A 26,336-nucleotide genomic window follows, 5' to 3' on the forward strand; every position below is an offset into this window, starting at 1 on the left:
AGCGAGCGCACCATGGCTCGCTCGTCCTCCTGTAGCGGTCGGTTGTCGTCATGGCGCATCTTTTGTTCGCCGGGATTTTCCTGGCTTGGGCTATGTTCGTCGGAAACGCTGATATTCGGTGTCGGCGTATCCCGAATGCACTCGTTATTGCGGGTTTGGCGGGCGCATTGGTTGGCACGGCCATCAGTGGAAATCCGTTCGGGGTTACCGTGATTCAGTCACTGATCGGTGCGTCCGTGGGCCTTGTCTGCTTTTTCCCCTTCTTCGCATTGCGTGTAATGGGCGCGGCAGACGTCAAGGTATTCGCCGTGCTCGGTGCGTGGTGCGGCGCGCAAGCGTTGCCGTGGTTCTGGATTATTGCGAGCATCGCCGCGGGTCTCCATGCGCTCTGGTTAATGGTGCTGTCACGGACTTCAATTGCTGCGCTCTACAAACGTGGTAGGCCCGCGATGGCGCTCGGTGACCGTCGAGCGACGCCTTATGCAGCGTTTCTCGTGATGCCCGCTGGTGCTTGGCTTCTGCATCTTTTGCATGTGAGGGGAGTGTGATGGTTCGGTGGACGCAAGCACGCCAGTCACACGCGTGGCGGCAACAACGGGGATTGGCGGCGATCGAGTTCGCGTTCGTATTTCCTTTCTTCTTCCTGATTTTTTACGCGATCGTCACGTTCGGGATGGTTTTCATCATCCAGCAAAGCCTGACATTCGCTGCATCCGAAGGCGCGCGCGCCGCGTTGAATTATGCGTCGGCGCCGTGCGACCGGCTGCAGGTCAATGCACGGAATGCCGTGACGCAAGCGCTGGCCGGCGCGCCGTGGTCGCAGAACGTCAATTTCACCGCACAGGTTTCCACGTCGGCACCTGCGCCCACCGCGACGCCCGGCGTGACCTGCAGCGCGACATCATTCGTATCGACGTCTGCCTCCCCGTTCAACGTGATGGTCACGATGACCTATTCATACGCGGCGAATCCGCTGATTCCGTGGATATTCATATTCAATGCACCGCAGTTGCAGAGCAGTGCGACCGTGCAGGTTCAACCCAGCATGCTTTGAATCGCATACCTATTGAATCGAGTCACCAGACCTTTGACGCGCTCCAGAACCTGATTCCGGCATTCCCATACCAACATGGCCAACAATCTGACAAAAATCATCGCGGGGATGTTGATCGCGATCGCTGTTCTGCTCGGAATCTACGCATGGATGCTTGGGCGCAGTACGTCGCGTCCCGTCCCCGTACAACAGGCTGTCGCTGCGAGCCCGGTGCCGGTGGTCGTCGCGACGCGCACGCTGCCGGCCGGTCAGCCGATTCCCGTCGATGCATTGAAGGTTCAACCGACTGCTCCTGCGCCGGCAGGTGCGTTTGCCGATCCGGCCACCCTGGTTGGTCGCGTTCCTGCGAGGGACATCCCGGCGTCGGCTCCGATCGTGTCGGACGCACTGGTGTCCGGGCTCGCCGAGGATGTTCAGCCGGGCGAACGCGCGATTTCGGTTCGAGTCGATGAGACCAATGCGGTCGGTAACCGCCTGCGGCCCGGCAACTTCGTCGACGTATTCGTGAACCTGAAGCGTGAAACGAGCGGTGCGATGCTCGACGGCGAAGTTTCGCAGACGCAAGCGCGGCTCCTGATGTCGAAGGTGCGCGTGCTTTCGTTCGGCGACGCGACGCCGGAGCGTGACAGCGGCAGCAACACAAACGGCAATAACGGTCAGCCGAGCAACACGCGCATCGCGGTACTCGCGGTACCGACCGCGCAGGTCGATGCACTGACACTCGGCGAGTCGAGCGGCCGGCTGACGCTCGCGCTGCGCAATCCGCGCGACGACGAACTCGCGACGCAGACGGTGGCGGTACGCACGGACAACAAGCTGTCGCCGTCGGCGCTTGCCGCGGTCGGCGTATCGCTGCAACAGCTGTCCGGCACGACGAGGACCGCGGTGGCCAACGTGAATGTGCCGCCGCTGCCGTCGCGCCAGCCGCCGGCGGTGCGGTCAGGAGGCAGCGGCAGCGGCGGCGGGGGTGGCATCGAGGTAATCCGAGGCGGCCGCTCGGAAACAGTTTCGTATTGAACAACATCGATGGCCATCGATATCAGTGACGACAGTAAAGGCCGTGCGACGGTCCAACAAACAATGAAAAACACACTGACTGCATTCGTGATTGCTCTCTGGACCCTGACATTCGCCTCCATTGCAAGCGCGAGCGGCACGATCGAGCTCGCAGTCGGCGCGCAGCGGCAGATTTCCGCCGGCCGCGCGCTGCAGCGCGTCGCCGTTGGCGATCCGGCGATCGCCGATGTGCTGATCATGAAGGGCAGTCATTCCGGTTCCGTGCTGCTGACCGCGAAAGCGCCGGGTGCGACGAACGTGATGTTGTGGGAGCGCGGGCACGACGAGCCGGCGGTCTGGAGCGTCGAAGTCGTCGACGCGGCGGCGCATGCGGTCCTCGACGGTTCGACGCCACAGGTGAAGGCATACGGCGGGACGTCGGTGCTGCAGGGAGCGTCGACATCGCTCGATGCTCACGAACGGGCCGTCGCGGTCGCCAAGAACATGAGTCCGAAAGGCACGGTGATCGATCGCTCGACGCTGGCCGGCAAGAACGTCGTGCAGGTCGATGTGCGGGTGGTCGAATTCAGCCGCTCGGTGCTCAAGCAAGTCGGCTTCAATTTCTTCAAGCAGAGCAACGGCTTTTCGTTCGGCTCGTTCTCGCCGGGCGGCGTGCAGTCGTATAACGGCGGATCGGGCCCGGGGACGGGGGGATACATTCCGACGCTGGGCACGCCGGTTGCGTCTGCATTCAATCTGGTTGTAAATGCAGCGGGACGTGGCATCTTTGCCGACCTGTCGCTGCTCGAAGCGAACAACATGGCGCGCGTGCTAGCGGAGCCGACGCTCGTCGCACTGTCCGGCCAGAGCGCCAGCTTCCTCGCTGGCGGCGAGATCCCGGTGCCGTCGCCGCAAGGGCTCGGCTCGACCGCGATCCAGTGGAAGCAATACGGCGTCGGGCTGTCGCTGACACCGACAGTGCTGGGCCCGAACCGGATCGCGCTGAAGGTTGCGCCGGAATCGAGCCAGCTCGACTTCGTAAACAGCGTGACGATCAGCGGTGTGGCCGTGCCGGGCATCACGACGCGTCGTGCCGATACGACGGTCGAACTCGGTGATGGCGAGAGCTTCGTGATCGGCGGCCTGATTGACCGCCAGACGATGTCGAACGTGAACAAGGTGCCGCTGCTCGGTGACCTGCCGATCATCGGCACGTTCTTCAAGAACCTGAACTACCAGCAAAACGACAAGGAACTGCTGATCATCGTGACACCGCGTCTCGTCGCACCGATCGCGAAGGGGGCGGTACTGCCGGCGACGCCCGGCGAGTTGTCCGAGCAGCGTGACGGGCCGGTCTGGCGATCCTACCTGGGCGGCGCGGCGTCGCCGGATGCAGCACCGGGGTTTTCGAAATGAATGTGAAGCATTGCGCGTTGCGGTATATCGCTACGCCTTGCGTAATCGGGGGTGTTCGACATGAACGCACGAATCCAATCATCGTGTGAACCCGCCGTGACCGACTACTTCGTCTGTGCGTCGACAAAGGAAGCACATGTGCGCTGGCTGGCCGATACACTGGTATCGGCCGGGGCGGTCGAGGCCGCATCGCTGGAACCGAGTATGCTTGCGCAGCGCATCACGGGGCTCAATCCAGCTCTCGTGTTTATCGATTTCTCGGAACGCAGCGATGCGGCGAGTGTCGCTGCCGCCATGGTGCGCGCAGCACATCCGGGGTTGCCGATCGTTGCGCTCGGCTCGCTCGCCCAGCCGGAGAGCACGCTCGCCGCACTGCGGGCGGGCGTGCGCGATTTCATCGACGTGTCGGCATCGGCCGAGGATGCCCTGAGGACAACCCGTGGATTGCTGTCCCACGTCAGCGAGCCGACGAGCCGCCACGGCAAGGTCGTCGCGTTGCTCGGAGCGCGTGCCGGCATGGGCGTCAGCACGCTTGCCGCGAATCTCGCGGTCTGGCTGCAGAAGCGGGCGCTTGGCCCGGGAGCGACGGCCGGCCCGGACGGTGGCGCGCCGGCTGGTCGCCAAACCGCGCTGGTCGATCTGGGCCTGCCGGCCGGTGACGGCGCGCTGTTCCTGAACACGCGCTGCGAATTCCATTTCATCGACGCCGTGCAGAATCTGCGTCGCATCGACCGCACGTTCGTGAACACGGCGCTCACGCGGCACCAGAGCGGCGTCGCACTGACGACGTTGCCGCCCGACCTCGGCGCGCTGCGCGACGTGTCGTATGCGTCCTGCATCGGTTTGCTGAACCGATTTCGCGCGTTTTTCGACCAGCAAATCGTGGATCTCGGCGGATTCTCGAATCGCGAGTTCGTCACGCAGATCGCTGCAGCGGCTGACGAGGCGTGGCTCGTATGCGATCAGGGTGTCGCATCGATCGTGTCGGCGGCAGACCTGCTCACCGGGCTGCGCGATGCGGGCGTCGATACCGATCGCGTCAAGCTCGTGGTCAACCAGTACGATCCCGCGCTGGACCTGATGCCCGGGCAGATCGCCGAGCGTCTTGGCTTGGCGCTGGTCGGCACGTTGCCGGCGCGTCGCGTCGCAATCGGCCATGCTGCGAACCAGGGGCGGCTCATCGTCGATGCGGCGGAGCGCGATCCGTATGTTCGCGCACTCGAATCCCTCGCCGTGCGACTGCCCGGCGTATCGGGCATGGCAGGTGCGTCGCGCGCCACGCCGGGCCTGTCCGCACTCAAACGTTTCATTCAACCCTTGTCCAAGCGGTCGTAACCGATGGCACATGACATTCAATTCGCCGACGGCGGAGCGCCGTTCTCCCAGACGCAGCAATTCCACGACATCAAGAATGCCGCGCACGAGCACTTGCTGACGCGCATCGAAGAACTGGGCGCCGAGTTCGGCCGATGGTCCCGCCAGGCGATCAACCAGTTTGTCGATCTCGAGATCGATAGCTTCGTGCGCCTGCGCCGCATTCCGCTCAACGAGAACGAGGTGCGTGCGATCGCCGAGGCATTGACGAAGGAACTCGCGGGCTTCGGGCCGATCGAGGACCTGCTCGCGGACCCAGCGGTCGAAGACATACTGATCAACGGCTACAACGACGTATACGTGTCGCGCCACGGAATCCTCGCGAGGATCCCGGTACGCTTCACCGACAACGCACACCTGCTGCGGATCGTGCGGCGGATTCTCGCGCCGATCGGTCGCCGTCTCGACGAGTCGAACCCGATGGTCGATGCGCGGCTGCCCGATGGCGGTCGCGTGAACGTTGTGATCGAGCCGCTGTCGATCGACGGCCCGGTCGTATCGATCCGGAAATTTCGCAAGGATCCGCTGAAGCCGTCCGATCTGCTCGGCAACGGGACGTTCAACGAGGAGATCAATACGCTGCTCCAGGCGGCGGTCGAGGCACGTTGCAACATTCTCGTGTCAGGCGGTACGAGTTCCGGCAAGACCTCGCTGCTCAACGCGCTCGCGTTCCACATTCCGGAGGTCGAGCGTGTCGTAACGATCGAGGATACGGCGGAACTGTCGTTGAACCACCCGCACGTCGTGCGGCTCGAGAGTCGGCCGGGCGGGTTCGACGGCACGGGCGTCGTGTCGATTCGCGACCTGCTGCGCAATACGCTGCGGATGCGCCCGGACCGGATCATCGTCGGCGAAGTGCGCGGTGGCGAAGTGCTGGAGATGCTGCAGGCGATGAACACAGGTCACGACGGCTCGATGGGCACCGTGCACGCGAGTTCGCCCCGCGAGTGCCTGTACCGTCTCGAGATGCTTGCCGGCTTCGCGGGCTTCCAGGGCACCGAGTCGAGCCTGCGTCGCCAGATCGCGAACGCGATCGACTTCATCGTGCAGATCGGACGACTGTCGAATGGACGCCGCCGAATTCTGTCGATCACTGAAGTGACCGGGCTGTCCGACAACATCATCGCGACGCAGGAGTTGTATCGTTACGAAGCGCGCGTGACGCCAGAAGGCGAGGAGCTCGATCACTGGGAATCGCTGGGCATCCATCCGCATTCGCCGAAGCTCGCGCGTTTCCGCCAGACGTTGATGAACAGCGGAATGAACGGCGGCGGCTTTGGCGGCGGCGGTTTCGGTCGCGGCGGGGGCTTCAATGTATAGCGCGATGATCTGGGTGCTCGCGGTCGCGATGCTGTGCGTTGCATCGGCACTGATGCTGTGGCGGCAGGCGGAAACCCGGCGCGTGCGCACCGATGCGAAGCGCTTCATCGACAGTCGGCTTGAACCTGGGGCACGTGCGGTCGCACCGGCCGTAAGACCGGCGGCATCCGCTGCGCCGCGGACCGTGTCGCCATCCGGTGGTGTGCGCAATGCGGTGTCCAGTGCTTTCTGGATGCACTGGTATGCGGTCGCGACGGAGTATCTGACCAACCTCGGAAGCCGTGCCGGGATCGAAGGCGCACGCGGCAAGGCGATCGTCGCACTGGCGCTTCTCGTCGTGATTTCAACGATCGCGGGTAGCCGCGGTGGCGCGCTCGCGTGTTTCGCTGCGCTTGTCTGCGGGAGCGCGATTTTTGGCATCTGGCTCACCTCGCGAATCCAGCGTCGGCGACTGAAAATCGTGCGGCAGATCCCGTCGTTTCTCGACGGGATCGTCCGACTGGTGACGCTTGGCAACAGCGTGCCGGCCGCATTTCAGGCGGCACTTCTGACGACGGAGGAGCCGCTGCGCGGGTGTCTCGATCACGTGTCCCGGATGTTGCGTACGGGTGTCGAGATCGATCGCGCGATGCTCCATATCGCGAAGATCTACCGGACGCAAGAATTCGAACTTCTCGGATCAGTGCTGCGTTTGTCGGTCAAGTATGGCGGTCGTGCGGACGTAATGCTCGATCGCATGGCGGTGTTCATGCGTGACCTCGAGCAGGCGGAGCGCGAACTGACGGCGATGTCGGCGGAGACGCGGCTGTCGGCGTTCGTGCTCGTGATGCTGCCGATCGCGATCGGCAGTTTTGTCGTGATGACGAATCCGAAGTATCTGGAAGGAATGTGGATTGATCCGGGCGGACGAATGCTCCTCATCTTCGCGTTCCTGATGCAGGTTGCGGGTAGCGTGTGGTTGTATCGAATGGCTCGACTCAGGTGATGCGATGACGGCAACTCAGATCGGATCGGTTGCTCTGGCGCTCGGTGCGCTAGGCGTGCTGTTGTTAGGAATGGTCGCGCTGCTGCGTGCGAGCGCGGCGTCGCGTGCCGAACGTGCGCTGGCCGAAGCGCTCGACCAGCGCGTGGCAGCACTCGAAGCGGCCAAGATGCGGACCACGGCGGATGATGGTGCCGGGGCGAAACCGGAGGTGCGCGGCCGCCAGCGCGTCGAGCGCATGCTTGCGCGATTGTCGACGGCGGGGATGCGCTGGCTCGATACCGGGTTCGGCAAGCACATTGTCGCGGAAGAGGATCGCCGTCTTCTCGAGCAATGCGGCTACATCGACACGCGCACGCGCGGACTGTTCCTGAGCGCGCGGATTGCTTGCGGGATCGGATTACCGCTTCTGTTCGCGATATTCGCCAGCGGACACATGAAGGGCGGACACTGGATGATCGGGATGTCCGCGGCAATCGGGTTCGGCTTCATGCTGCCGAAGCTTTACGTGCGGCGCCGTGCCGCCGCCCGTCGCCAAAGCGTCGTCGATGAACTGCCGCTGTTCGTCGACATGCTGCGCCTGTTGCAGGGCGTCGGGCTGTCGCTGGATCAAAGCCTGCAGGTCGTGACGAACGATTTCCACGGGATGATGCCGGTGCTGTCGTCCGAGGTCGGAATCGCACAACGTCAGTTTGCAGCGGGCCGCACGCGCGATCAGTCGATGCAGAGGTTGTCTGGTGGGTTCGACAACGAGGACTTGCGCGCGATTGCCCGGTTGATGGTGCAGGTCGACAAGCACGGCGGCGCGGTACAAGAGCCGCTCAAGCAGTTCGGCGACAGGCTGCGCGAGACGCGCCGCTCGATGCTCCGCGAGCGGATCGGTCGACTGACAGTGAAGATGACGGGTGTCATGATCCTGACACTGTTGCCCGCGCTGCTGATCGTGACAGCGGGACCCGGGTTTCTGGCAGTGATGCATGCGCTGTCGGCGCATCATTGATGGGTGGAAGGAAAGACGATGAAGCGGATCAGCAGGATGGCGAGGCATGCAAGTATGGCGACGGCGGTGCTGCTGCTTGGCGCTTGCGCGACCAAGGAAAGCGGGTACGGCGTCGGTGCACAGGCCGAGCGCGCGGCGCTGATTCAGGCGGCCGACCAGAAACAGGCGGTGCCGGATACGCCCGCGATGTATCTCGGTTTGATCCAGCGGATGCAGGCACAGGGTCTCTATTACGCGTCGCTTGCGCACATTGATGCGTACGACAAGGCGTACGGCGTGTCGCCGGATACGATCTTGCTGCGCGCGGACGCTTTGCGCATGACCGACCAGCCGGCTGCCAGCGCGGCCGCCTATGCGCAGTTGCTGAAGACGCCGCTCGCCGCGCGCGGTTACCGAGGTCTTGGGTTGATCGCCGGTGCGGCCGGCGATTTCGGTCAGGCGGTACAGGCACTGACGCAGGCGTCCGAACTCGCGCCGACGGACGCGTCGCTGCTGTCCGATCTCGCTTATGCGAAATTGCGTAACGGCGACGTGGTTGGCGCGCGGGTGCCGCTGATGAAGGCGGCGGAACTGGATCAACGCAATCCGAAGATCGTCAGCAACCTCACGCTGTATCTGCTCGCAGCCGGGCGCACTCAGGACGCGCAGCGCCTGATGAACCAGCAGCATCTGCCGGCGGATATCCGCAAGGACATCCTTGGCGATGCGGCAAAAATTGCAGCCGCGACACGTGCGCAGCAGCATGCGGTTGCGATGCCGCCGGTAGTGTCGCGGCACACCCCGAACGCACCAATCACACCGATGGCAAACAATTTCGGCTATGACCAGACTGTGCCGCTGCTGCAACGGTTTTCACAATGAACAGACAGGCGGGGAACGACATGAACAATAAACATTATCGCAACGCGCTTGCGGGTCGCATCGTGGTGTTGATCGCGATCATGGGCATGACGATGGGTGCTGTAGCCGCACAGGCGCAACAGGGAGCTGCACCGGCTGCATCCGACGTCGATCGTTCGACGAAGGAGTGGCTTTCGATGCAGCGAGACAACCGCGCGGCGGCACCGACGCAGCCGATGCTCGGTGACGTTGCGTCACTGGTCTACCAGCGCTATCTCGATTCGTTCAAGAACAAGATTCCTGATTCGATGAGTAAGCAGCTCGGCTCGTCGGCTGGCACGTCGGGCAGTGGGCAGGGTGCGCAGTAAGCAAGATGTCAATGCGCGCAAATCAATTACAAACGAGTCGGCGCCAGCGTGGCGCCATTGCGGTTACCGCGGCGATTTTGGTAACGGTTGCAATTATCGTTCTGGGAGCGCTCGACGTCGGAAACTTGTATTTCCAGCGGCGTGATTTGCAAAGGATCGCGGATATGGCTGCGTTAGCGGCCGCACAGTCGGTCGATCCAGTTGACATCAAGTGCGCCGGCGCGAATCAGGCGGCACAGAATAATGCTAACCAGAACGATTCCTATCCGGTTGGCACCAGTGCCCCGGTCGTCGGGACGGACCAGATCGTAACGAGTTGCGGACGCTGGGATCCGCCGACGGGAAGCAATGTCGCTTATCAAGCGGCGGCCGTGGGTCTGACACAATTCAATGCCGCTCGGGTCACGATAAATCGTCAGGTAAACTACTCGTTTATTGGATTGTTCTCTGGGGCAGGCCGCGGATCGTCGACCGTATCTGCAAGTTCTACTGCGCGGGCAACTGCAATCGATTCGTTCTCCGTCAGCGCGACGATCGCGAGCGTGAATCCAGTCTGGCTAAACGCTATTCTGACTCCATTACTCGGGACGAGCATCAACCTGCAGGTCGGCGATTATCAGGCGATCGCGAATGCAAACATCCGGCTGATCGATATCGCGACTGCTGTTGGCGCCGGCACTGTGACCGGGCTTACCACGACGTCCATCGGCACCTCATCCCTGCTGGGTAAACTGGTCAATCTTGACCTTAGTACATTGCAGGCTGGGCAGAACAACAATCCCGGATATGTCGCGCAGTTGCAGGCAGGGCTCGCTGCCCTGAACAAAATTCAGATAGCCAAGATCTCAAACACAACGATCAATTTGGCGAATCAGACAAATGCTCTTCTACAGGTAGGGCTCGGTAATCCCGATTCTGCAGCTGATGCGACCGTCAATTTGCTTGATCTATTGACAACGACGGCACAGATAGCGAACGCCGGGAAGGCGGTCTCCTTGAGCGCAACGTTGCCGCTCGGCGCGAATACTGCTACGAACGTGCAGTTGCAGATTCTGAGCCCACCGTCGTTGGCCATCGGCGAAGCCGGTCAGTCGAACGGTGTGTGGCGTACGCAGGCGTCGTCCGCCCAAATCGGGTTGTTCCTGAATGTGCAAACCCCACCGCTGGATGTTTCGATTCCAGGTCTTCCGGCGCTGCTTAGTGCACAGTTGAGCGGTCTCAACCTGCCTCTCTATCTGGTCGTGGGGGGACCTGCAACGGCATGGCTGGCGGCCACAAAATGCGGGCCGACTGTTGACACGTCCTCGATTACGATCGGCGCGAAGCCCGGCATCGCTCGTCTATGTGTAAGTGCGCCACCGGGAGGAACGCTCAACTTGAGCAATTCTGGTAGTTGCCCCGCTGCAACCGGGACACTGCAAATTGTGAACCTGAACGTCATTCTCGCGGGCCTCACGGTGCTGTCACTACCCGTAACGGCGAATGTCGGCAATCCGGTGCTTCAAGTGGCGGGTGGCGAATCCTATAGTGCGCCGTATGGCAGCAACGCCGGCAGTACGCCGCCGCAGTTCTGCGCCGACACAGCGAACTATTCGTCGTCGTCGCCGACATGTTCGAACGGCTGGTCGAGGAATCCGAACTGGACCACCTATTCGAATCAACTAGGGTCGCAATTGGCGATGGCGCTTGCGAATCTGAATCTGCAGTCGCTGAACATTGCTTTGACGCTACCCCTTATTGGAACGATTAATGTCCCGGTGCCAGTCAGTACGCTATCTTCTCTGCTCAGCAGTCTCCTTGGCCCGGTATTGACATCGCTCGACGTGCTGATCGTGCCGTTGCTCAATTTGCTTGGTGTTCAGGTCGGCCAAGCGAACGTCCATCAGATTTCGCTGACATGTAATGCCGCACAACTTGTCGGTCAGTAACAGGTTTTTTATGATGAGAACCACGCCCGCAATCGAAGAGCTCGACCTGTACGTCTGGGAAGGCAAGGCGGACATCGTCGACCGCGTCGCCCGGTGCATGGCGAGCTTCGACGTCGAAGTGATCCGCGCCGACAACGCGGAGATCTCGCCCGAGCGCGCCGCATTGCGGCCGTCGCTCGCGATCATCAGCGTGACGATGATCGAAGGCGGCGCCGCGTTCCTGCGCGACTGGCAGGCCAACATCGGCATGCCGGTGGTCTGGGTCGGCGCGGCGCGCGACCACGACGCGTCGCAGTATCCGCCCGATTATTCGCACATCCTGCCGCTCGACTTCACGTGCGCCGAGCTGCGCGGCATGATCGGCAAGCTCGTCACGCAACTGCGTGCGCACTCGGCCGAAACGTTGCAGCCGTCCGAACTCGTCGCGCACTCCGAATCGATGCAGGCGCTGCTGCACGAAGTCGATACGTTCGCCGACTGCGACACCAACGTGCTGCTGCACGGCGAAACCGGCGTCGGCAAGGAGCGCATCGCGCAACTGCTGCACGCAAAGCATTCGCGCTACCGGCACGGCGAATTCGTGCCGGTGAACTGCGGCGCAATCCCCGACGGCCTGTTCGAATCGCTGTTCTTCGGTCATGCGAAAGGATCGTTCACGGGCGCGGTTGTTGCGCATAAAGGCTATTTCGAGCAGGCGGGCGGCGGCACGCTATTCCTCGACGAAGTCGGCGATCTGCCGCTGTATCAGCAGGTCAAGCTGCTGCGCGTGCTCGAGGACGGCGCGGTGCTGCGCGTCGGCGCGACGGCGCCGGTCAAGGTCGATTTCCGGCTGGTCGCGGCGAGCAACAAGAAGCTGCCGCAGCTCGTGAAGGAGGGGCTGTTCCGTGCCGATCTCTACTACCGGCTCGCGGTGATCGAGCTGAGCATTCCGTCGCTGGAAGAGCGCGGCGCAGTCGACAAGATCGCGCTGTTCAAGTCGTTCGTTGCCCAGGTCGTCGGCGAGGAGCGGCTCGCGGAGTTGTCCGATCTGCCGTACTGGCTGACGGATTCGGTCGCGGACAGCTATTTCCCCGGCAACGTGCGCGAATTGCGCAACCTCGCCGAGCGTGTCGGCGTGACGGTGCGGCAGACGGGCGGGTGGGATGCCGCGCGGCTGCAGCGGCTGATCGCGCACGCGCGCAATTCGGCCCAACCGGTGCCGGTGGAGAGCGCGGCGGAGGTGTTCGTCGATCGCAGCAAGTGGGACATGAACGAGCGCAGCCGCGTCATTGCGGCGCTCGACGCAAACGGTTGGCGTCGTCAGGATACGGCGCAGCAGCTCGGCATCAGCCGCAAGGTACTGTGGGAAAAAATGCGCAAATATCAGATCTTTGACGAAGAGCCCGAGACACGCGAAAGCGAGTAATTAATGAGATAAAATCGCGCTGAATTACAACGACTCGGGCGGGAATAAAACTTCATGAGCCATATGACGGGGTTGGGGCGGGTGAGCGTGTTGCTCGCCCTGGTGGGAGGCATGCAGGGCGCGTTTGCGCAGGGGCTGGCCGGCAGCGATTCGCCGGCGGTGCAGCAGGCGTCGGCGCCGGTGGCGGCGATTCCGGTGATCGATCAGCAGGGCCAGATGTCGGTGCAGCCGCAGGCGGGCGAGTCGACGGGGCCGAGCACGGTCGACGATCTGCAGCGCCAGATTCAGGCGCACTCGCTGACGGAAATGCGCACGAGCTACAACGGCAGCTACGGTGCGAGCCTGCTGTTCAATGTGAAGGACGGTGCGTACTTCGTCGCGCTGTTCCAGCAGAAGGCGTTCTGGCGCGTGATCAAGACGTACGACGAAACGCGCGCGGAGGCGATCTATCGCGATTTCTCGCGTCAGGCAGAGCGGCTGGCCATCAACGAACTGCGGGCGGCGAAGCTGGAATCGCAGAAGGCGCAAATGGACAAGCAGATCGAGGTCACGCAGGATCGCGCACGGCGCCTGCAGGCTGATATCTCGATCGCACGCCAGCAGCAGGCGGCGGTCGCGGATCGCCAGAAGAGTGTGCGCAGCGAGACGGTGGCATTGCAGGCGCAACAGGCCGAACTTCAGTCGCAACTGCGCGCGTTGCAGCAGCAGGTGCGTTCGTTGCAGCGTGAGGCCGATGCGGGCCTGCCGACGACGGCACGCTGAACCCGGCAGCGGTGCGGCGACATGCCGCGCCGGCTGCACAAGTAAAAAGGGCAAGCCGGTTGGCTTGCCCTTTTGTTTTACTGGCCGTCCGGCACGATTCGCCGGCGGCGTGTGACGATCACCGGACCGTTGCCGCCGCGTGTATCCGACGACGACGCGTTGCCGGAAGCATCGCCGCTGTCGCGCGGCGCGCCATAGCTTTCGCGCGGTTCACGGGGTTCGCGCGGGGCGCCGTAGCCTTCACGCGGCTCACGCGAGCCGTAACCTTCGCGCGGTTCGCGCGAGCCATAGCCTTCACGCGGTTCGCGGGAACCGTAGCCGCCGCCGTCGCCGCGCGATTCACGCGGGCCGCCGTGCGAGCCGTACGGGCTGTGACCGCCGCCTTCACGGCCGCCGGGGCGACCGCCGGTGCGCGGCCCGCGGGGACCGCCGCCGCCCGGGCGCGAGCCGCCGGTGTCGAGCTGGATGGTGGAAATCGCGCGCTTGTAGATGCCTTGCAGACCCACGGGGGTGCGCAGCATCACCAGGTACTGGTCGAACGACTCGATGCACCCCGTCAGACGAATGCCGTTGACGAGATAGATTTCAACGCGCTTACGTTCCTTGCGCGCCGAATTGATGAAGTCGTTTTGCGGATGGGATTCTGCGGGATTGGCCATTGAGGTGCGGCAGGAGCCTGCGTCAGAGAATATGTTGTGCGTGTGTGTGGCGTGTTCGTCCACAAGGTGTTTGGCGGGATTCTACCCTGTTCAATAGGGAAGCGCGCAGTCGTCATTGTGTCGAACCGTAACCCACTATAGACGTTCCAGCGCATTTTCGCGATTCGGCCAAATAGCTAAAGCTGTTTCGTTACGTCGCGTTACGACTCTCGCAGCGCCGTATCACCTCGCCGCGTGCGGTGCGCTTACATTCGTCGCGTGAGCCGGGCGGGCCGGCGTATCAGGGATGCAGAACATGAACATGAGGCAATGGGCAGGGTGGGTCGGCGGCGTGGCGTTGCTGGCTTCCGGCAGTGCAATGGCGCACGTCGACCTGTCGGTCGGCATCGGCGTACCGGTCGCGCCGGTCTATGTCGAGCCGGCACCGGTCTATGTGGCGCCGCAGCCGGCCGTCGTCGCCTATCCGGGCTACGGATACGGCTACTACGGCGATGACGACGACGATCGCTACCGGAAGTGGCGCAAGCACTATTACAAGCATTGGCGCAAGCACCACGGCGACGACGATGACGATTGATCCCGGCGCCAACCGCGCCGGTACGAATCAGAACGCGTAGTCCGGGTTTTTCGGGTCGAATGCGGTGTCGTCGAGCGTAGCCGGCGCGATTTTCTCGATGACGATCCGCTCGAAGATCTTGCCGTCGTTGTCATAGGACTCGACGGTCCGGAAATAGGGCGCGTGCAGGTCGAGCCCAAGGACTTCCTTCTTCGCGTAGAACTGCGGCCGGCCGGTCGGCGTCTCGTAGGTGAGCGCGACGACGCGTACGCCGCCGATCGATTTTGCTTCGACCTGGGTCGGCCGTTGCACACCGGCTTCCAGGTACTTCTTCCCTTCGGTCAGGTACAGGTTCGTGATGAACTCGGTGCCGAGATCCTTCACCTGATGATTCGACTGGGCACGCGCCAGCGCGCCGTCGAGCGCCGTCCACAGCGGAATCTTGCCGAGCAGGCCGCCGAGATGGCCGTACATCTCGTCCTTGCGCTGCGTCGTGTCGTAGATGGTTTCCTGTCCCGCATGCGCGCCGCCCGGCAGCCACTTTGCATATACGCGCAGCGGTTCACGGGTGGTCTTCACCAGCATGCGGTCGGGCGTGTCGGACCATTTCCCGCTGATGCGCTCCTGGCGCACCATCGTGAACTGGTACGCCGGATAACCGTTAGGACCATTTCGGATATAGAGCGGCACGGCGAGCGGGTCGAGCGCCTTGAAGAGCGCGGTGAGCGTCGCGTCGTCGAGCTGCGCGAGCGTGCCGCGCTGCGCGGCCGCGCGCAGCCAGCGTGCCTGTTGCGCGATCGGCTCGCGCGTGACTTTCGCCAGGTCCGCCGGCAGCGCGACCTCCGGTGCCGCACTCGCGGCATCGGCCGTTTCCTGCGCATGCAGGCCCGCGTGCGCGAGCGACAGCACGCAAGCGACTGCCGCGGCGGCCGCATGCCGCGTACGGCGCTTCATTCCTTCGTTCATCGACAGCGTCTCCCGGAGCGATGGATCGTTCAGCCTTGCTTCGCGGCCTTGATTTTGGCGAGTTCCTCGTCGCGCAGCGCGCGGCGCAGGATCTTGCCGACGTTCGTCTGCGGCAGTGCGTCGCGGAACTCGACGAATTTCGGCATCTTGTAGCCGGTCAGGTTCTTGCGGCAGTGCGCGAGCACGTCCTCGACCGTCAGCGACGGGTCGCGGCGCACGACGAACACCTTGATCCGTTCGCCCTGTACCTCGTCAGGAATGCCGATCGCCGCGGCCTCGCTGATGCCCGGATGCATCACCAGCACTTCCTCGATCTCGTTCGGATACACGTTGAAGCCCGACACGAGGATCATGTCCTTCTTGCGGTCGATCAGGCGGATGAAACCGCGCTCGTCCATCACGCCGATGTCGCCGGTGCCGAGCCAGCCTTCGGCGTCGATCACCTTCGCCGTCTCGTCCGGGCGCTGCCAATAGCCGCGCATCACCTGCGGGCCGTGCACGCACAGCTCGCCGGGCTCGCCGACGGGCGCCCAGGTGCCGTCCTCGCGGCGAAAGCGCACGACGGTCGACGGCGCGGGCAGGCCGATCGAGCCGCTGAACGCGGCCATGTCGTTCAGGTCCACGGGGTTCATCGTGACGATCGGCGAGCATTCGGTGAGGCCGTAGCCTTCGACGACCGGCCGCCCCGTCACCTGCTGGAAGCGCTCCGCGACCGCGCGCTGCATCGCCATCCCGCCGGCCATCGCGAGCTTGAGCTTCGAGAAGTCGCGCTTGCGGAATTCCTCGTTGTCGAGGAACGCGTTGTACAGCGTGTTGATGCCGGTGATCCCCGTGAACGTTTCGTTGCGGATGATCTTCATCACCATCTTCATGTCGCGCGGGTTCGCGATCAGGATGTTGCGCCCGCCGAGTCCCATGAAGATGAACGCGTTCACCGTCAGCGAATAGATGTGATACAGCGGCAGCGGCGTGAGCACGGTTTCGACGTCGCCCGACACTTGATCGGCGATCCACGCCTTCGCTTGCAACAGGTTCGCGATCAGGTTGCCGTGCGTGAGCATCGCGCCTTTCGCGACACCGGTCGTGCCGCCCGTGTATTGCAGGAACGCGAGGTCGTCGCGCGTCGTCTGCACCGGCTGCGGCTTGCCGCGCGCGCCGAGCGCGAGGGCGGAGCGCAGCCGGATGGCCTGCGGCAGGTGGTAGGCCGGCACGAGCTTCTTCACGTGCTTCAGCACGAAATTGATCAGGCGTCCTTTCGCATTGAAACCGTCGGCGAGCAGATCGCCGAGCGCGGTGACGACAATGTTCTTCACCTGCGTTTCCGGCAGCGCGTCCTGCAGCGTGCGCGCGAAGTTCTCGAACACGACGATCGTCTGCGCGCCGCTGTCCTTCAGCTGGTGTGCGAGTTCGCGCACGGTGTAGAGCGGATTGACGTTGACGACGATCGCACCGGCCTTCAGCGTGCCGAACAGCGCGACCGGGTACTGGAACGTGTTGGGCAGCATGATCGCGACGCGATCGCCCGGCTTCACGCCGAGGCTTTGCAGGTACGACGCGAATGCGTCGACTTTCCGCGCGAGCGTGCGATAGGTCATCGACGCGCCGGCGCTCACGTACGCGACGCGATCGGCGAAGCGGGTCGTGCATTCGTCGAAGAACTGCACGAGCGACGCGTATTGCGCGACGTCGATTTCGTGCGGGACGCCGGGCGGATATGACGCGTACCAGATGCCGTCGGTGTTCGGCGGGATCTGGGCCGCTGTGGTTGCTGCGGAAGATGACATGACGTGTCTCCGGTCTTTGCTCTCGGCGAGGGCGGGCGTTTCGACGCCTGCCCATGCCCCGTGCTTCGCGGTCGATCGGCGCGGGCGCCTCGACGCCCCGCATGACCGCGCGTATCAATCAAATCGTGAACAGGAAGCCGCGCGTGGCCCCGCGCGCTCAGTTCGTGGAATGCAGTGTCGCCGTATCGGCAGCGGCCGCACTCGACGACGGCAGTCCGAACACTTCGCTGGCGCCCGCGTCGTCAAGCACTGCCGCGAAGATCGACAGCTGCGCGCTGTCGGGCATCGGCGCCTTCAGCGCGGCGACGATCAGCGACGACAGCCGGGCGATCATCTGCACGTCGTTCATCGTGCGGCCCTGCGAGAACTCGTCGATCAGGCTTTCCGTCTCGGCGCCCGCGAGTGCGCCGGACAGCGCGCCGATCGCGAAGTGCAGCCGCCAGCCGAGCTCGGTGCGCGGCAGATGCGGCAACGCGCGCTGGAATGCGTCGAAGAAGCGGCCCGCGACGCTCGCGTAGTGCGCGGTCAGGAAGTTGCGCACGAACGGCGACGGATCGGTGTACGCGCGGCCGATCAGCCGCAGGAACCCGGGCCCGCCGCGTTCGGGATTGCGCGACGCCTTCAGCGCGGGAATGAACATCGCGCCGAGCACGTGCTCGCAGGTGATGTGCGTGCCGAGCTGCGCGTCGAAGCGGTCGAGGATGCCGAGACGCTCCTGGTTGAGCTGGTCGAGCCGACGCGACAGCATCGCATGGATCAGCGCTTCCTTGCTGCCGAAGTGGTAGTTGACCGCCGCGAGGTTGACCGCCGCGCGCGATGTGATCTGCCGCATCGACATCGCTTCGAAGCCATGCTCGATGAACAGGTCTTCGGCTGCATCGAGGATGCGCGCCTTCGTCCCGCCGGTCTGCCGAGTGCCGGATGACCGCGCGCCGGACGGCCGTCCCGCGGATGGCCGCCCCTCCTGACTTACTGCCATGTTCCGCCTCCCATGCCGGTTTCCCGGCCGCGAACAGGTGATTTGATTATCTGATTCAAACAGTCGTTTTTATTAAGATAAAAAAACGCGGGCATGGCGGGCAAGCAGGGAATCTGGACAAATTCCTCTAGTTCGATGTGCGAATGCGGAAAGTATGACGCGCGGCCCCGGCCAGGCGGGGCACGCGCGATGGTGCGGTGCGACAATGCGTGGAGTCAGCCGACGCTGCTACGCGTATTGACCGATTGCGTCATGTCGATGCCGCGCCGTTCGCGGCTGAACAGGATCAGCACGGCGATCGCGACGGCGACGGTGCCGGCGACGAGCGCAAGCGCGAGGCCGTAGTTGTTGCCGTGCGAAACGGCGAGCGACGCCTGCATCGTCGCGTTGCCTGACGCGAGCAGGTTGCCGAGCTGATAGACGACACCGGGGAAGGTCGCGCGAATTTCGTCGGGCGAGATCTCGTTCAGGTGGACCGGGATCACGCCCCACGCGCCCTGGACCGAGATCTGCATCAGGAACGCGCCGGCGGCGAGGGCGACCGGGCCGCTCGAAAACGCCCACAGCGGCAGCACGGGCAGCGCGATCAGCGCGGCGATGAAGATCGCGCGGCGCCGGCCGATCCGCTCCGAGATCGAGCCGAACGACAGGCCGCCGACGATCGCGCCGATATTCAGCACGATCGTGATCCACGACACGGTATGCGGATCGAAGTGATGCTGTTCGCGCAGGAAGGTCGGATAGAGATCCTGCGTGCCGTGCGAGAAGAAGTTGAACGCGGTCATCAGCACGATCGCGTAGATCGTGAGCTTCCAGTTCTGCTTCATCGTGGCGCCGAGGCTCGGGCGCGGGCGCTTCTCCATCTGTTTCCACGCGGGCGATTCGGGCACGTGCGCCCGGACATACAGCACGAGCAGCGCGGGCAGCACACCGACCATGAACATTCCGCGCCAGCCGATGTACTGGTAGAACAGCCCGAACACGACGGACGCGAGCAGGTAGCCGCTCGGATAGCCGGCCTGAAGCAGCCCCGACACGAAGCCGCGCGCATGGGTCGGCACGGTCTCCATCGTCAGCGCGGAGCCGACGCCCCATTCGCCGCCCATCGCGACGCCGAACAGTGCGCGCAGCACGAGCAGCGCGGTGAGGCTCGGCGCAAAACCCGACGCGAGCTCGAGCAGCGAATAGCATGCGATGTTGACCATCAGCGTCGGGCGTCGGCCGAAGCGATCGGCGAGCCGGCCGAAGATCAGCGCGCCGAGCGGGCGCATCGCAAGCGTCAGCGTGAGCGCGAACGCGACGGCGGGGATCGTCGACGCGAATTCCGCGGCGATGTCCTTCAGCACGAAGACCATCAGGAAAAAATCGAACGCATCGAGCGTCCAGCCCAGATAGGCGGCGATCGTGACGTTGCGTTGTTCGCGGGTCCAGCTCATGTCCGAAGTCTCCACGTTGGCTTGCGCGCTCACGATGTGCATGCGGATGCCGGTCCGGCCTGCGCGCGGTGCGGGGGCATGGATCGAGTGTAGGCCGCGGCGCCGCGCGATGTGGGGCGCGATAACGCCGAATCGGGAATAATCCCTACGAAATGAACTGTTTCGGAAACGGAAACGGCGCCGCGCGAGCCAGGCGACAGGCATCTGTATCATTCCGGAAGGCTGTTTGTATTTGTTCTGTAATGCGCTCGATGCGCATCGTCACCGAATCAGGAGTCCCGATGACCGAACGTTCCATCGACGCGCTGCCCGTGCTCGAAACGGCGAGGTTGCGGCTGCGTCCGCGCGTGCTGGCCGATCTCGATGCGTGCCTCGCGATGGATCGCGATCCCGAGGTCACGCGGCACATCGCAGGCCCGTGGCACGACCCTGACGAGCATCGCCGCTTCGTCACGCACCGGATCACGCGCGACTATCCGCCGGGCCTCGGTTACTGGTCGATCTTCGAGAAGGCCGCGCCTGACGCGTTCATCGGCTGGATCCTGCTGATTCCCGACTATGCGGATGGCGCGCGCGACGTCGAGATCGGCTGGCGGCTCGTGCGTGCGACCTGGGGGCGTGGCATCGCGAGCGAGGCCGCGCAAGCCGTCGTGCGTCACGCGTTCGACACCGTGCGCCTGCCGCGCGTGATCGCCGATATCGCGGAAGCCAACAGCGGCTCGTTGAACGTCGCGCGCAAGCTCGGGATGCATCGCGTGAGTGTCGTGGTCGACGGTATTCCTTACATTCGTCATCGACTCGAACGCAACGATCTGCGCGCGTAGCGCAGCGTCGTGCGCAGGCACGGACGGTTGTCAGAAATCGTCAATCGAATGCGTATCGAGGTCATGACGTATTAACGGTTCGCGCGATCAGGAGTATCGTTGCCGGAATTTCGCAACATGGGGTACGACCATGGCACTCGGCAACGATGTTCACCTGATTCCCGTCAAGCTGGAAGAACTGCGTCCCACGCAGATGACGGTCGGCTATCGCGAAGTCAAGGCGAAGCGCAAGCACTGGAAGGCGCTCAGCAAGCGCGCGCGCAAGGCAGCGATCGAATCGCACTGGTTCCCGGCCGTGCTCGGCCCGGACGGCCTGCACTACATCACGGATCATCACCATCTCGGCCTCGCGCTGATCGAGGAAGGCGAGGCGCGCGTGAACGCGATGCTGCTGAAGGATCTGTCCTGGCTCGACGACACGATCTTCTGGCGGATGATGGAACACAACCAGTGGGTGCATCCGTTCGGCGCGGACGGCACGCGCCGCGACTATGAGCATTTGCCGAAGGCGCTGACGGGGCTCGTGGACGATCCGTACCGCAGCCTCGCCGGCGAGCTGCGCACCGCGGGCGGCTATGCGAAGGACGCGACGCCGTTCAGCGAATTCCTGTGGGCCGACTACCTGCGCCAGCACATCTCGCTCGACCAGATTCGCAAGAATTTCGCGAAGTCGCTCGACGTCGCGCTGCACCGCGCACACGAGCAGGATGCGCGTTATCTGCCCGGCTGGTCGGGCGTCATCGCCGTCAAACCCTGACCGGCGCACGGCGCCGACCGCCTCATGACGACCGCCCCGATCCGCCCCGACGCCGGCCCGCAGCATGCCGATCATTTCGCGCCGCTCGATGCAGCTTCGCCGCCGCCCAGGCGACGCATAGGCCTCGATGCGCTGGCCGGCCTGTCGATTGCCGGGCTGCTGATTCCTGAAGCGGTCGCGTATGCGGGGCTCGCCAACTTGCCGCCGCAAGCCGGCCTGATCGCGCTGTTGTCGGGGCTCGTCGTCTACGCGCTCACGGGCAGCAGCCGCTTCGCGATCGTGTCGTCGACGTCGTCGTCGGCCGCGGTGCTCGCGGCAACCGTGCTCGCCGAATCGGGGATGGCGCTGGCCGCGCAGCTCGCGCTCGCGGCCGCGCTCGTCGCGATGACGGGCGTGTTGTTCATCCTCGCGGGCGCCGCGCGGCTCGGCGGCATGTCGGATTTCGTCGCGCGGCCCGTGCTGCGCGGCTTCACGTTCGGCCTTGCGCTGACGATCGTCATCAAGCAGTTGCCGAAGATTCTCGCGATCTCCGTGCAGCACAGCGATGCGCCGCATGTCGCGCTCGACCTGATTACCGGCGCGCCGCATGCGAACCTCGCGAGTGTCGTGCTCGGCGCGACCGCACTGGCGTTGCTGTTCGCGCTCGGGCGGAGCTCGCGCGTGCCCGCGACGCTTGTCGTGATCGTGCTGTCGATCGCGGCCGGCTATGCGATCGACTGGCAGCGATACGGGATCGCGATCGTTGGCCATATCGACTTCCGGCACCTCGAATTCGGCCTGCCGACGCTCGATCGCAATGCGTGGATGCAGACCATCGAGCTTGCGTTCGCGTTGATGCTGATCCTGTACGCGGAATCGTACGGATCGATCCGCAACTTCGCGCTCAAGCACGGCGACAGCGTGTCGCCGAACCGCGATCTCGTCGCGCTAGGCTGCGCGAATCTCGTGTCGGGCCTGTTGCACGGGATGCCTGTCGGCGCCGGCTATTCGGCGACGTCGGCGAACGAGGCGGCCGGCGCGCAGTCTCGTTTTGCCGGCCTGTGGGCGGCCGGCGTGGTTGCACTGATCGTCTGGCTGCTGCTGCCGCAGCTCGCGCGCACGCCGGAGCCCGTGCTCGCGGCGATCGTGATTTTCGCGGTCAGCCACTCGCTGCATCCGTCCGTGTTCCGGCCGTACTGGGCGTGGCATCGCGACCGGCTCGTCGTGATCGCGGCGCTGCTCGCGGTGCTCGTGCTCGGTGTGCTGCACGGGCTGCTCGCGGCCATCGGCGTGAGCCTGCTGCTGACTTTGCGCAAGCTGTCCGAACCGAACGTGAGCGTGCTCGGCCGGCTGCGCGACAGCCACGATTTCGTCGACGTCGCGAGCCATGCCGATGCGAAACCGGTACCGGGCGTGCTGATCGTGCGGCCCGAGGCGCAGCTGTTCTTCGCGAACGCGGACCGGATGCTCAATCGCGTGCGTGCGCTGATGAAGGCCGCGCCCGATACGCATACCGTGATGCTGAGCCTCGAGGAAACGCCGGATGTCGACGGCACGACGATCGAATCGTTGCGCACCTTCGCGGCTGAATGCGCGGCGCGCGGGTTGCGGCTCGCGCTGGTACGGCTGAAGGTGCATGCACTGCATGCATTGCGCCGCGCGGCGGACGATACGCTTCACGACGATGCGATGTCGGAGCTGAGCGTCGACGAAAGCCTGCAACTGCTGAAGGCGGGCATGCCGCCGGACGGCAGCGACGGCACGACCGCCGCGTGACACGGCGGCGCGACGGCGCCGTCTAGAGCGAAAGCGCGGCGCCGGCCGTGCGATCGATCATGTCGGTCACTTCCTCTGCAGTCGGCGCATAGGCGCCTGCGTGCGCACAGGCGACCGCCGCGCACGCGGCCGCGTAGCGCAGATGTTCAACGGCCGTTGCATCGGGGCGTGCAAGCTGGCTCGCGAGCCAGCCGCCGATGCTCGCATCGCCACAACCGACGGTGTCGGCGACTTCGGTCGGGAACGCGGGCTGGAACAGCTCGGTGTCGCGATGCAGGAGCTGCATGCCCGCTGCGCCGCGCGTGACGAGCAGCGTCGCGTCGGGTGCCCATTCGCGCAGTTGCGCGAGCGCGGCTGCCTCGTCGAGTTCGGGAAACAGCCCGCGCAGATCCTCGTCGGATACCTTGATCCAGTCCGCGAGCGCGGACAGCCGGCGCAGCGTGTCGCGATACGACGGCGCGGCCATCGGCGCACGGAAGTTCGGGTCGAACGAAATCCGCTTGCCGGCCGCATGCGCGGCCTGTGCGACATCGATCAGGCGCGACGCGAGCGGTTCGCGCACGACACCGAGCGAGCCGACGTGCACGATTTCGGCCGCATCGAAGGCGCCGGCGGGCAGGTCTGCCGGATCGAAGGCGAGATCGGCGCTGTTTTCACCGATAAAGAAATAGTGGGGCGGTTGCTTCGACACGACCATCGCGAGCAGCGGCGCGCGGTCGACCTGCCGGATGAAGCGCATGTCGAGCCCTGCGTCGGCGCTCTCGCGCATCAGCTCGTCGCCGAAGGTGTCGCGGCTGACCGTGCCGGCGAAGGCCGTCGGCACGCCGAGCCGCGCGCCGACGCGCGCGACGTTCCAGCATGAGCCGCCGGCGACGCTGTGCCAGTGCTGCGCGTCGTCGCGGATGAAGTCGGTCAGCGCTTCGCCGAATACGATCAGGCGGGGGAACGTCGTCGTCATGTCGAAACCTTGTGCCGTGGCGTGGCGCACGGCCGTACAGCGGTTGATCCGAAAAGGCGGGCAGTGCGGGGCCGCCGCGCATGGCGACACGGCCCAGCACGCCCGGTTGCACGGACGGGTGGCGCGATCAGCGCGGCGTGCTCCAGCCCTTGTAGGTCTTCACGTTGTCGCGCGTGATGAGCGTCGGCTCGATCAGGATCATCGGATTGGCCGGCTTCTGGCCGTTCATGATCCCGTAGCCGACGTTGACCGCCTGCTGCGCCATCGCCCACGGATCCTGGCTCGACGACGCCTGCACGAGCGTGTTGGACTTGAGCGCGACTTCGATGTCGGGTGCGCCGTCGACCGACGTGATCACGATACCCGGACGGTTCAACTGCTTCGCGGCGAGGTCGCTGCCGATCGCCTGCGGGTCGTTGATCGTGAACACCGCATCGAGCTTCGGAAAGCGCGTCAGGTAGCCCTGCATCGCGTTCATCCCGCCTTCGCGCGAGCCCTTGCCGTCCTGGTCGCTCGACAGCAGCTTGATGCCGGCGTTTTTCGCGAGCACGGTCTTGCAGCCGTTGACGCGATCGATCACGGCCGATACCTGCGGGCCGTTCTCGATGATCACGTTGCCCTTGCCGTTGAGTTTCTTCGCGATGTAGTCGCACGCGAGTTCGCCGGCCTTCACGTTGTTGGTCTGCACGGTCGCGTTTGCGCCGGCCGCGGCGACGTCGACCGCGACGACCGTGATGCCGGCCGCCTGCGCCTTCTTCACCGCCGGCTCGATCGCCTTCGGATCGGTCGCGTTGAGCAGGATCATGTCGACGTGCGCGGAGATGAAGTTGTCGATCTGCGTGAACTGCTTGTTCAGGTCGTAGTCGGCCGAGACGGCCGTGACCTTCGCGTTCGGGTTGAGCTGCTTCGCGCGTGCTTCGGCACCCTTGACGATCGTGACGAAGTACGGATTGCCGAGCGACCCGACCGTGACGCCGATCGATTTGAGCGGCTTGTCGGCCGCGTGTGCGGCGGAAGCGCCGAAGGCGAGTGCGCAGGCGACGGCGGTCAGGGCGGCGGTGTGCTTGAACATGTCGTTGTGTCTCCGTGAGGTCTGTTGGCGAACGGGCGCAGGCGAACCGGCCTGCGCCGCAAGGTTGAATCGACGGGAAAGGCTCAGGTGCGCGCCGAGTCGCGCTGGCGATAGCGATCGAGCGCGACGGCGCCGATGATCACGAGCCCCTTGATGATGTACTGCCAGATGTCGGATACGCCGAGCAGCACGAGGCCGTTCGTCAGGACCGCGATGATCAGCGCACCGATCAGCGTGCCGACGATCGAGCCGACGCCGCCGACGAAGCTCGTGCCGCCGAGGATCACCGCGGCGATCGCATCGAGTTCGTAGGACTGTCCGAGCTGCAGGCCGTTGGCCGCATAGAGCCGCGCGGCCGACATCACCGCGCCGAGGCCCGCGAGCAGCCCGGATGCGGCATAGACGAACATCTGGATCGCCCGCACGTTGATGCCCGACAGGCGCGCGGCTTCCGGATTGCCGCCGACCGAGTAGATCCGCATCCCGAGCACCGTGCGGCGCAGGATGAACCACGAGATCGCGATCACCGCGCATGCGATCACGACGAGCCACGGCACGCCGAGGATCGTGCCGTTGCCGATGAACGCGAACGGCAGTTGCGGATTGAACACGGTCGTGTCGTTGCCGATCAGGCGCGCGACGCCGCGCACGGCTGTCATCGCGCCGAGCGTGACGATGAACGGCGGCAGGCGCAGGAACGAGATCAGCCCGCCGTTGATCGCGCCGAACGCGAGGCCGACGACGAGTGCGAACGGCACGCCGAGCCAGCCCCAACCGGGGATCGTCGACGCGAGCAGCGCGGCGACGGCCGCGGCCGCGAGCACCGAGCCGACCGACAGGTCGATGCCGCCCGTCAGGATCACGAAGGTCATGCCGGCCGCGAGCACGATGTTGATCGACGCCTGTTGCGTGACGATCGACAGGTTCTGCAGCGTGAAGAAGCCGTCGGTCAGGACGCCGAAGCCGATGCACAGAACCAGCAGCACCGGCAGCATGCCGGCCGTGCGGATCAGCGATTGCATGCGGGCGCGTTGATCGGCGCCGCGCAACAGCGGTGTACGGTTGGCCGCCGGATGGGCCGTCGCGGAAGCGAGGTTCCGCTGCTTGGTCGGGTTGATCATTTCGGTAACCTGAATGTAAGAATG

Annotated in this window: 25 protein-coding genes; 17 read left to right on the forward strand and 8 right to left on the reverse strand. The window is 64.4% G+C overall.

The genetic code is table 11. The features are described from left to right. Window positions 1-50 precede the first annotated feature (50 nt). From KEC55_RS07560 to KEC55_RS07620, 13 genes are all read left to right on the forward strand, one after another. Window positions 51-548, forward strand: a complete 498-nt coding sequence (locus KEC55_RS07560; RefSeq protein ID WP_282507369.1) for an A24 family peptidase — start codon at window positions 51-53, stop codon at window positions 546-548. After that, window positions 548-1,054 carry a TadE/TadG family type IV pilus assembly protein gene (locus KEC55_RS07565; protein ID WP_432626293.1) on the forward strand — a complete coding sequence of 169 codons (507 nt, stop codon included), beginning with the start codon at window positions 548-550 and terminating at the stop codon, window positions 1,052-1,054. The genes KEC55_RS07560 and KEC55_RS07565 overlap by 1 nt, the downstream gene beginning before the upstream one ends. A 75-nt stretch (window positions 1,055-1,129) precedes the next feature. Beyond that, window positions 1,130-2,071: a Flp pilus assembly protein CpaB gene (cpaB, locus tag KEC55_RS07570; RefSeq protein ID WP_282507371.1), complete on the forward strand. Its 942-nt coding sequence runs from the start codon at window positions 1,130-1,132 to the stop codon at window positions 2,069-2,071. Between the two features lie 63 nt (window positions 2,072-2,134). Further along, complete coding sequence (locus tag KEC55_RS07575) at window positions 2,135-3,466, forward strand: type II and III secretion system protein family protein (protein WP_282507372.1); 1,332 nt, start codon at window positions 2,135-2,137, stop codon at window positions 3,464-3,466. Between the two features lie 60 nt (window positions 3,467-3,526). After that, window positions 3,527-4,801 (forward strand): fimbrial protein, encoded by a 1,275-nt coding sequence (locus KEC55_RS07580; RefSeq protein WP_282507373.1) that lies wholly within the window; start codon window positions 3,527-3,529, stop codon window positions 4,799-4,801. A gap of 3 nt (window positions 4,802-4,804) precedes the next feature. Continuing rightward, a complete protein-coding gene (locus KEC55_RS07585; protein WP_282507374.1) occupies window positions 4,805-6,160 on the forward strand; it encodes a CpaF family protein in 1,356 nt (451 codons plus the stop codon). Then, a complete protein-coding gene (locus tag KEC55_RS07590; protein WP_282507498.1) occupies window positions 6,153-7,145 on the forward strand; it encodes a type II secretion system F family protein in 993 nt (330 codons plus the stop codon). The genes KEC55_RS07585 and KEC55_RS07590 overlap by 8 nt, the downstream gene beginning before the upstream one ends. A 4-nt stretch (window positions 7,146-7,149) precedes the next feature. Beyond that, on the forward strand, window positions 7,150-8,142 hold the full coding sequence (locus tag KEC55_RS07595) for a type II secretion system F family protein (protein WP_282507499.1): 993 nt from the start codon (window positions 7,150-7,152) through the stop codon (window positions 8,140-8,142). An 18-nt stretch (window positions 8,143-8,160) separates the two neighbouring features. Beyond that, entirely contained in the window at window positions 8,161-9,003 is an 843-nt protein-coding gene (locus tag KEC55_RS07600; RefSeq protein ID WP_282507375.1) for a tetratricopeptide repeat protein, read from the forward strand. Between the two features lie 20 nt (window positions 9,004-9,023). Beyond that, window positions 9,024-9,350, forward strand: a complete 327-nt coding sequence (locus KEC55_RS07605) for a DUF3613 domain-containing protein (protein ID WP_282507500.1) — start codon at window positions 9,024-9,026, stop codon at window positions 9,348-9,350. A 5-nt stretch (window positions 9,351-9,355) separates the two neighbouring features. After that, on the forward strand, window positions 9,356-11,278 hold the full coding sequence (locus KEC55_RS07610; protein WP_282507376.1) for a pilus assembly protein TadG-related protein: 1,923 nt from the start codon (window positions 9,356-9,358) through the stop codon (window positions 11,276-11,278). A 13-nt stretch (window positions 11,279-11,291) separates the two neighbouring features. Continuing rightward, a complete protein-coding gene (locus tag KEC55_RS07615; protein ID WP_282507377.1) occupies window positions 11,292-12,683 on the forward strand; it encodes a sigma 54-interacting transcriptional regulator in 1,392 nt (463 codons plus the stop codon). Window positions 12,684-12,737: 54 nt separating this feature from the next. After that, window positions 12,738-13,445, forward strand: a complete 708-nt coding sequence (locus KEC55_RS07620; protein ID WP_282507378.1) for a DUF2968 domain-containing protein — start codon at window positions 12,738-12,740, stop codon at window positions 13,443-13,445. A gap of 77 nt (window positions 13,446-13,522) precedes the next feature. Here KEC55_RS07620 and hfq read toward each other — a convergent pair whose 3' ends face one another. Next, window positions 13,523-14,104 carry an RNA chaperone Hfq gene (hfq, locus tag KEC55_RS07625; protein WP_282507501.1) on the reverse strand — a complete coding sequence of 194 codons (582 nt, stop codon included), beginning with the start codon at window positions 14,102-14,104 and terminating at the stop codon, window positions 13,523-13,525. Between the two features lie 295 nt (window positions 14,105-14,399). On the opposite strand from hfq, the gene KEC55_RS07630 reads away from it, so the two are divergent. Continuing rightward, window positions 14,400-14,681, forward strand: a complete 282-nt coding sequence (locus tag KEC55_RS07630) for a PXPV repeat protein (RefSeq protein WP_124454877.1) — start codon at window positions 14,400-14,402, stop codon at window positions 14,679-14,681. 27 nt (window positions 14,682-14,708) lie between these two features. Here the strand turns inward: KEC55_RS07630 and KEC55_RS07635 are convergent, their stop codons facing one another. From KEC55_RS07635 to KEC55_RS07650, 4 genes are all read right to left on the reverse strand, one after another. Next, on the reverse strand, window positions 14,709-15,626 hold the full coding sequence (locus KEC55_RS07635) for a DUF1571 domain-containing protein (protein WP_282507379.1): 918 nt from the start codon (window positions 15,624-15,626) through the stop codon (window positions 14,709-14,711). 29 nt (window positions 15,627-15,655) lie between these two features. After that, a complete protein-coding gene (locus KEC55_RS07640; protein WP_282507380.1) occupies window positions 15,656-17,410 on the reverse strand; it encodes an AMP-binding protein in 1,755 nt (584 codons plus the stop codon). A gap of 157 nt (window positions 17,411-17,567) precedes the next feature. Next, on the reverse strand, window positions 17,568-18,389 hold the full coding sequence (locus KEC55_RS07645) for a TetR/AcrR family transcriptional regulator (protein ID WP_176051265.1): 822 nt from the start codon (window positions 18,387-18,389) through the stop codon (window positions 17,568-17,570). A 215-nt stretch (window positions 18,390-18,604) separates the two neighbouring features. After that, window positions 18,605-19,825 (reverse strand): MFS transporter, encoded by a 1,221-nt coding sequence (locus KEC55_RS07650; RefSeq protein WP_282507381.1) that lies wholly within the window; start codon window positions 19,823-19,825, stop codon window positions 18,605-18,607. A gap of 281 nt (window positions 19,826-20,106) precedes the next feature. Between KEC55_RS07650 and KEC55_RS07655 the strand changes: the two genes are divergently transcribed. The 3 genes from KEC55_RS07655 (at window position 20,107) to KEC55_RS07665 (ending at window position 23,161) form a co-directional block, all read left to right on the forward strand. Further along, window positions 20,107-20,649 carry a GNAT family N-acetyltransferase gene (locus KEC55_RS07655; RefSeq protein ID WP_282507382.1) on the forward strand — a complete coding sequence of 181 codons (543 nt, stop codon included), beginning with the start codon at window positions 20,107-20,109 and terminating at the stop codon, window positions 20,647-20,649. 130 nt (window positions 20,650-20,779) lie between these two features. Continuing rightward, window positions 20,780-21,406 carry a ParB-like protein gene (locus tag KEC55_RS07660; protein ID WP_282507383.1) on the forward strand — a complete coding sequence of 209 codons (627 nt, stop codon included), beginning with the start codon at window positions 20,780-20,782 and terminating at the stop codon, window positions 21,404-21,406. Between the two features lie 24 nt (window positions 21,407-21,430). Continuing rightward, a complete protein-coding gene (locus tag KEC55_RS07665) occupies window positions 21,431-23,161 on the forward strand; it encodes a SulP family inorganic anion transporter (RefSeq protein ID WP_282507384.1) in 1,731 nt (576 codons plus the stop codon). A 22-nt stretch (window positions 23,162-23,183) separates the two neighbouring features. Here KEC55_RS07665 and KEC55_RS07670 read toward each other — a convergent pair whose 3' ends face one another. From KEC55_RS07670 to KEC55_RS07680, 3 genes are all read right to left on the reverse strand, one after another. Continuing rightward, entirely contained in the window at window positions 23,184-24,119 is a 936-nt protein-coding gene (locus tag KEC55_RS07670) for a carbohydrate kinase family protein (protein ID WP_282507385.1), read from the reverse strand. Between the two features lie 127 nt (window positions 24,120-24,246). Then, complete coding sequence (locus KEC55_RS07675) at window positions 24,247-25,191, reverse strand: ABC transporter substrate-binding protein (RefSeq protein WP_176051271.1); 945 nt, start codon at window positions 25,189-25,191, stop codon at window positions 24,247-24,249. 83 nt (window positions 25,192-25,274) lie between these two features. Next, window positions 25,275-26,312 carry an ABC transporter permease subunit gene (locus tag KEC55_RS07680; RefSeq protein ID WP_282507386.1) on the reverse strand — a complete coding sequence of 346 codons (1,038 nt, stop codon included), beginning with the start codon at window positions 26,310-26,312 and terminating at the stop codon, window positions 25,275-25,277. Window positions 26,313-26,336 lie beyond the last annotated feature (24 nt).

It is taken from the genome of Burkholderia cepacia, assembly GCF_029962485.1.
GTDB lineage: Bacteria > Pseudomonadota > Gammaproteobacteria > Burkholderiales > Burkholderiaceae > Burkholderia.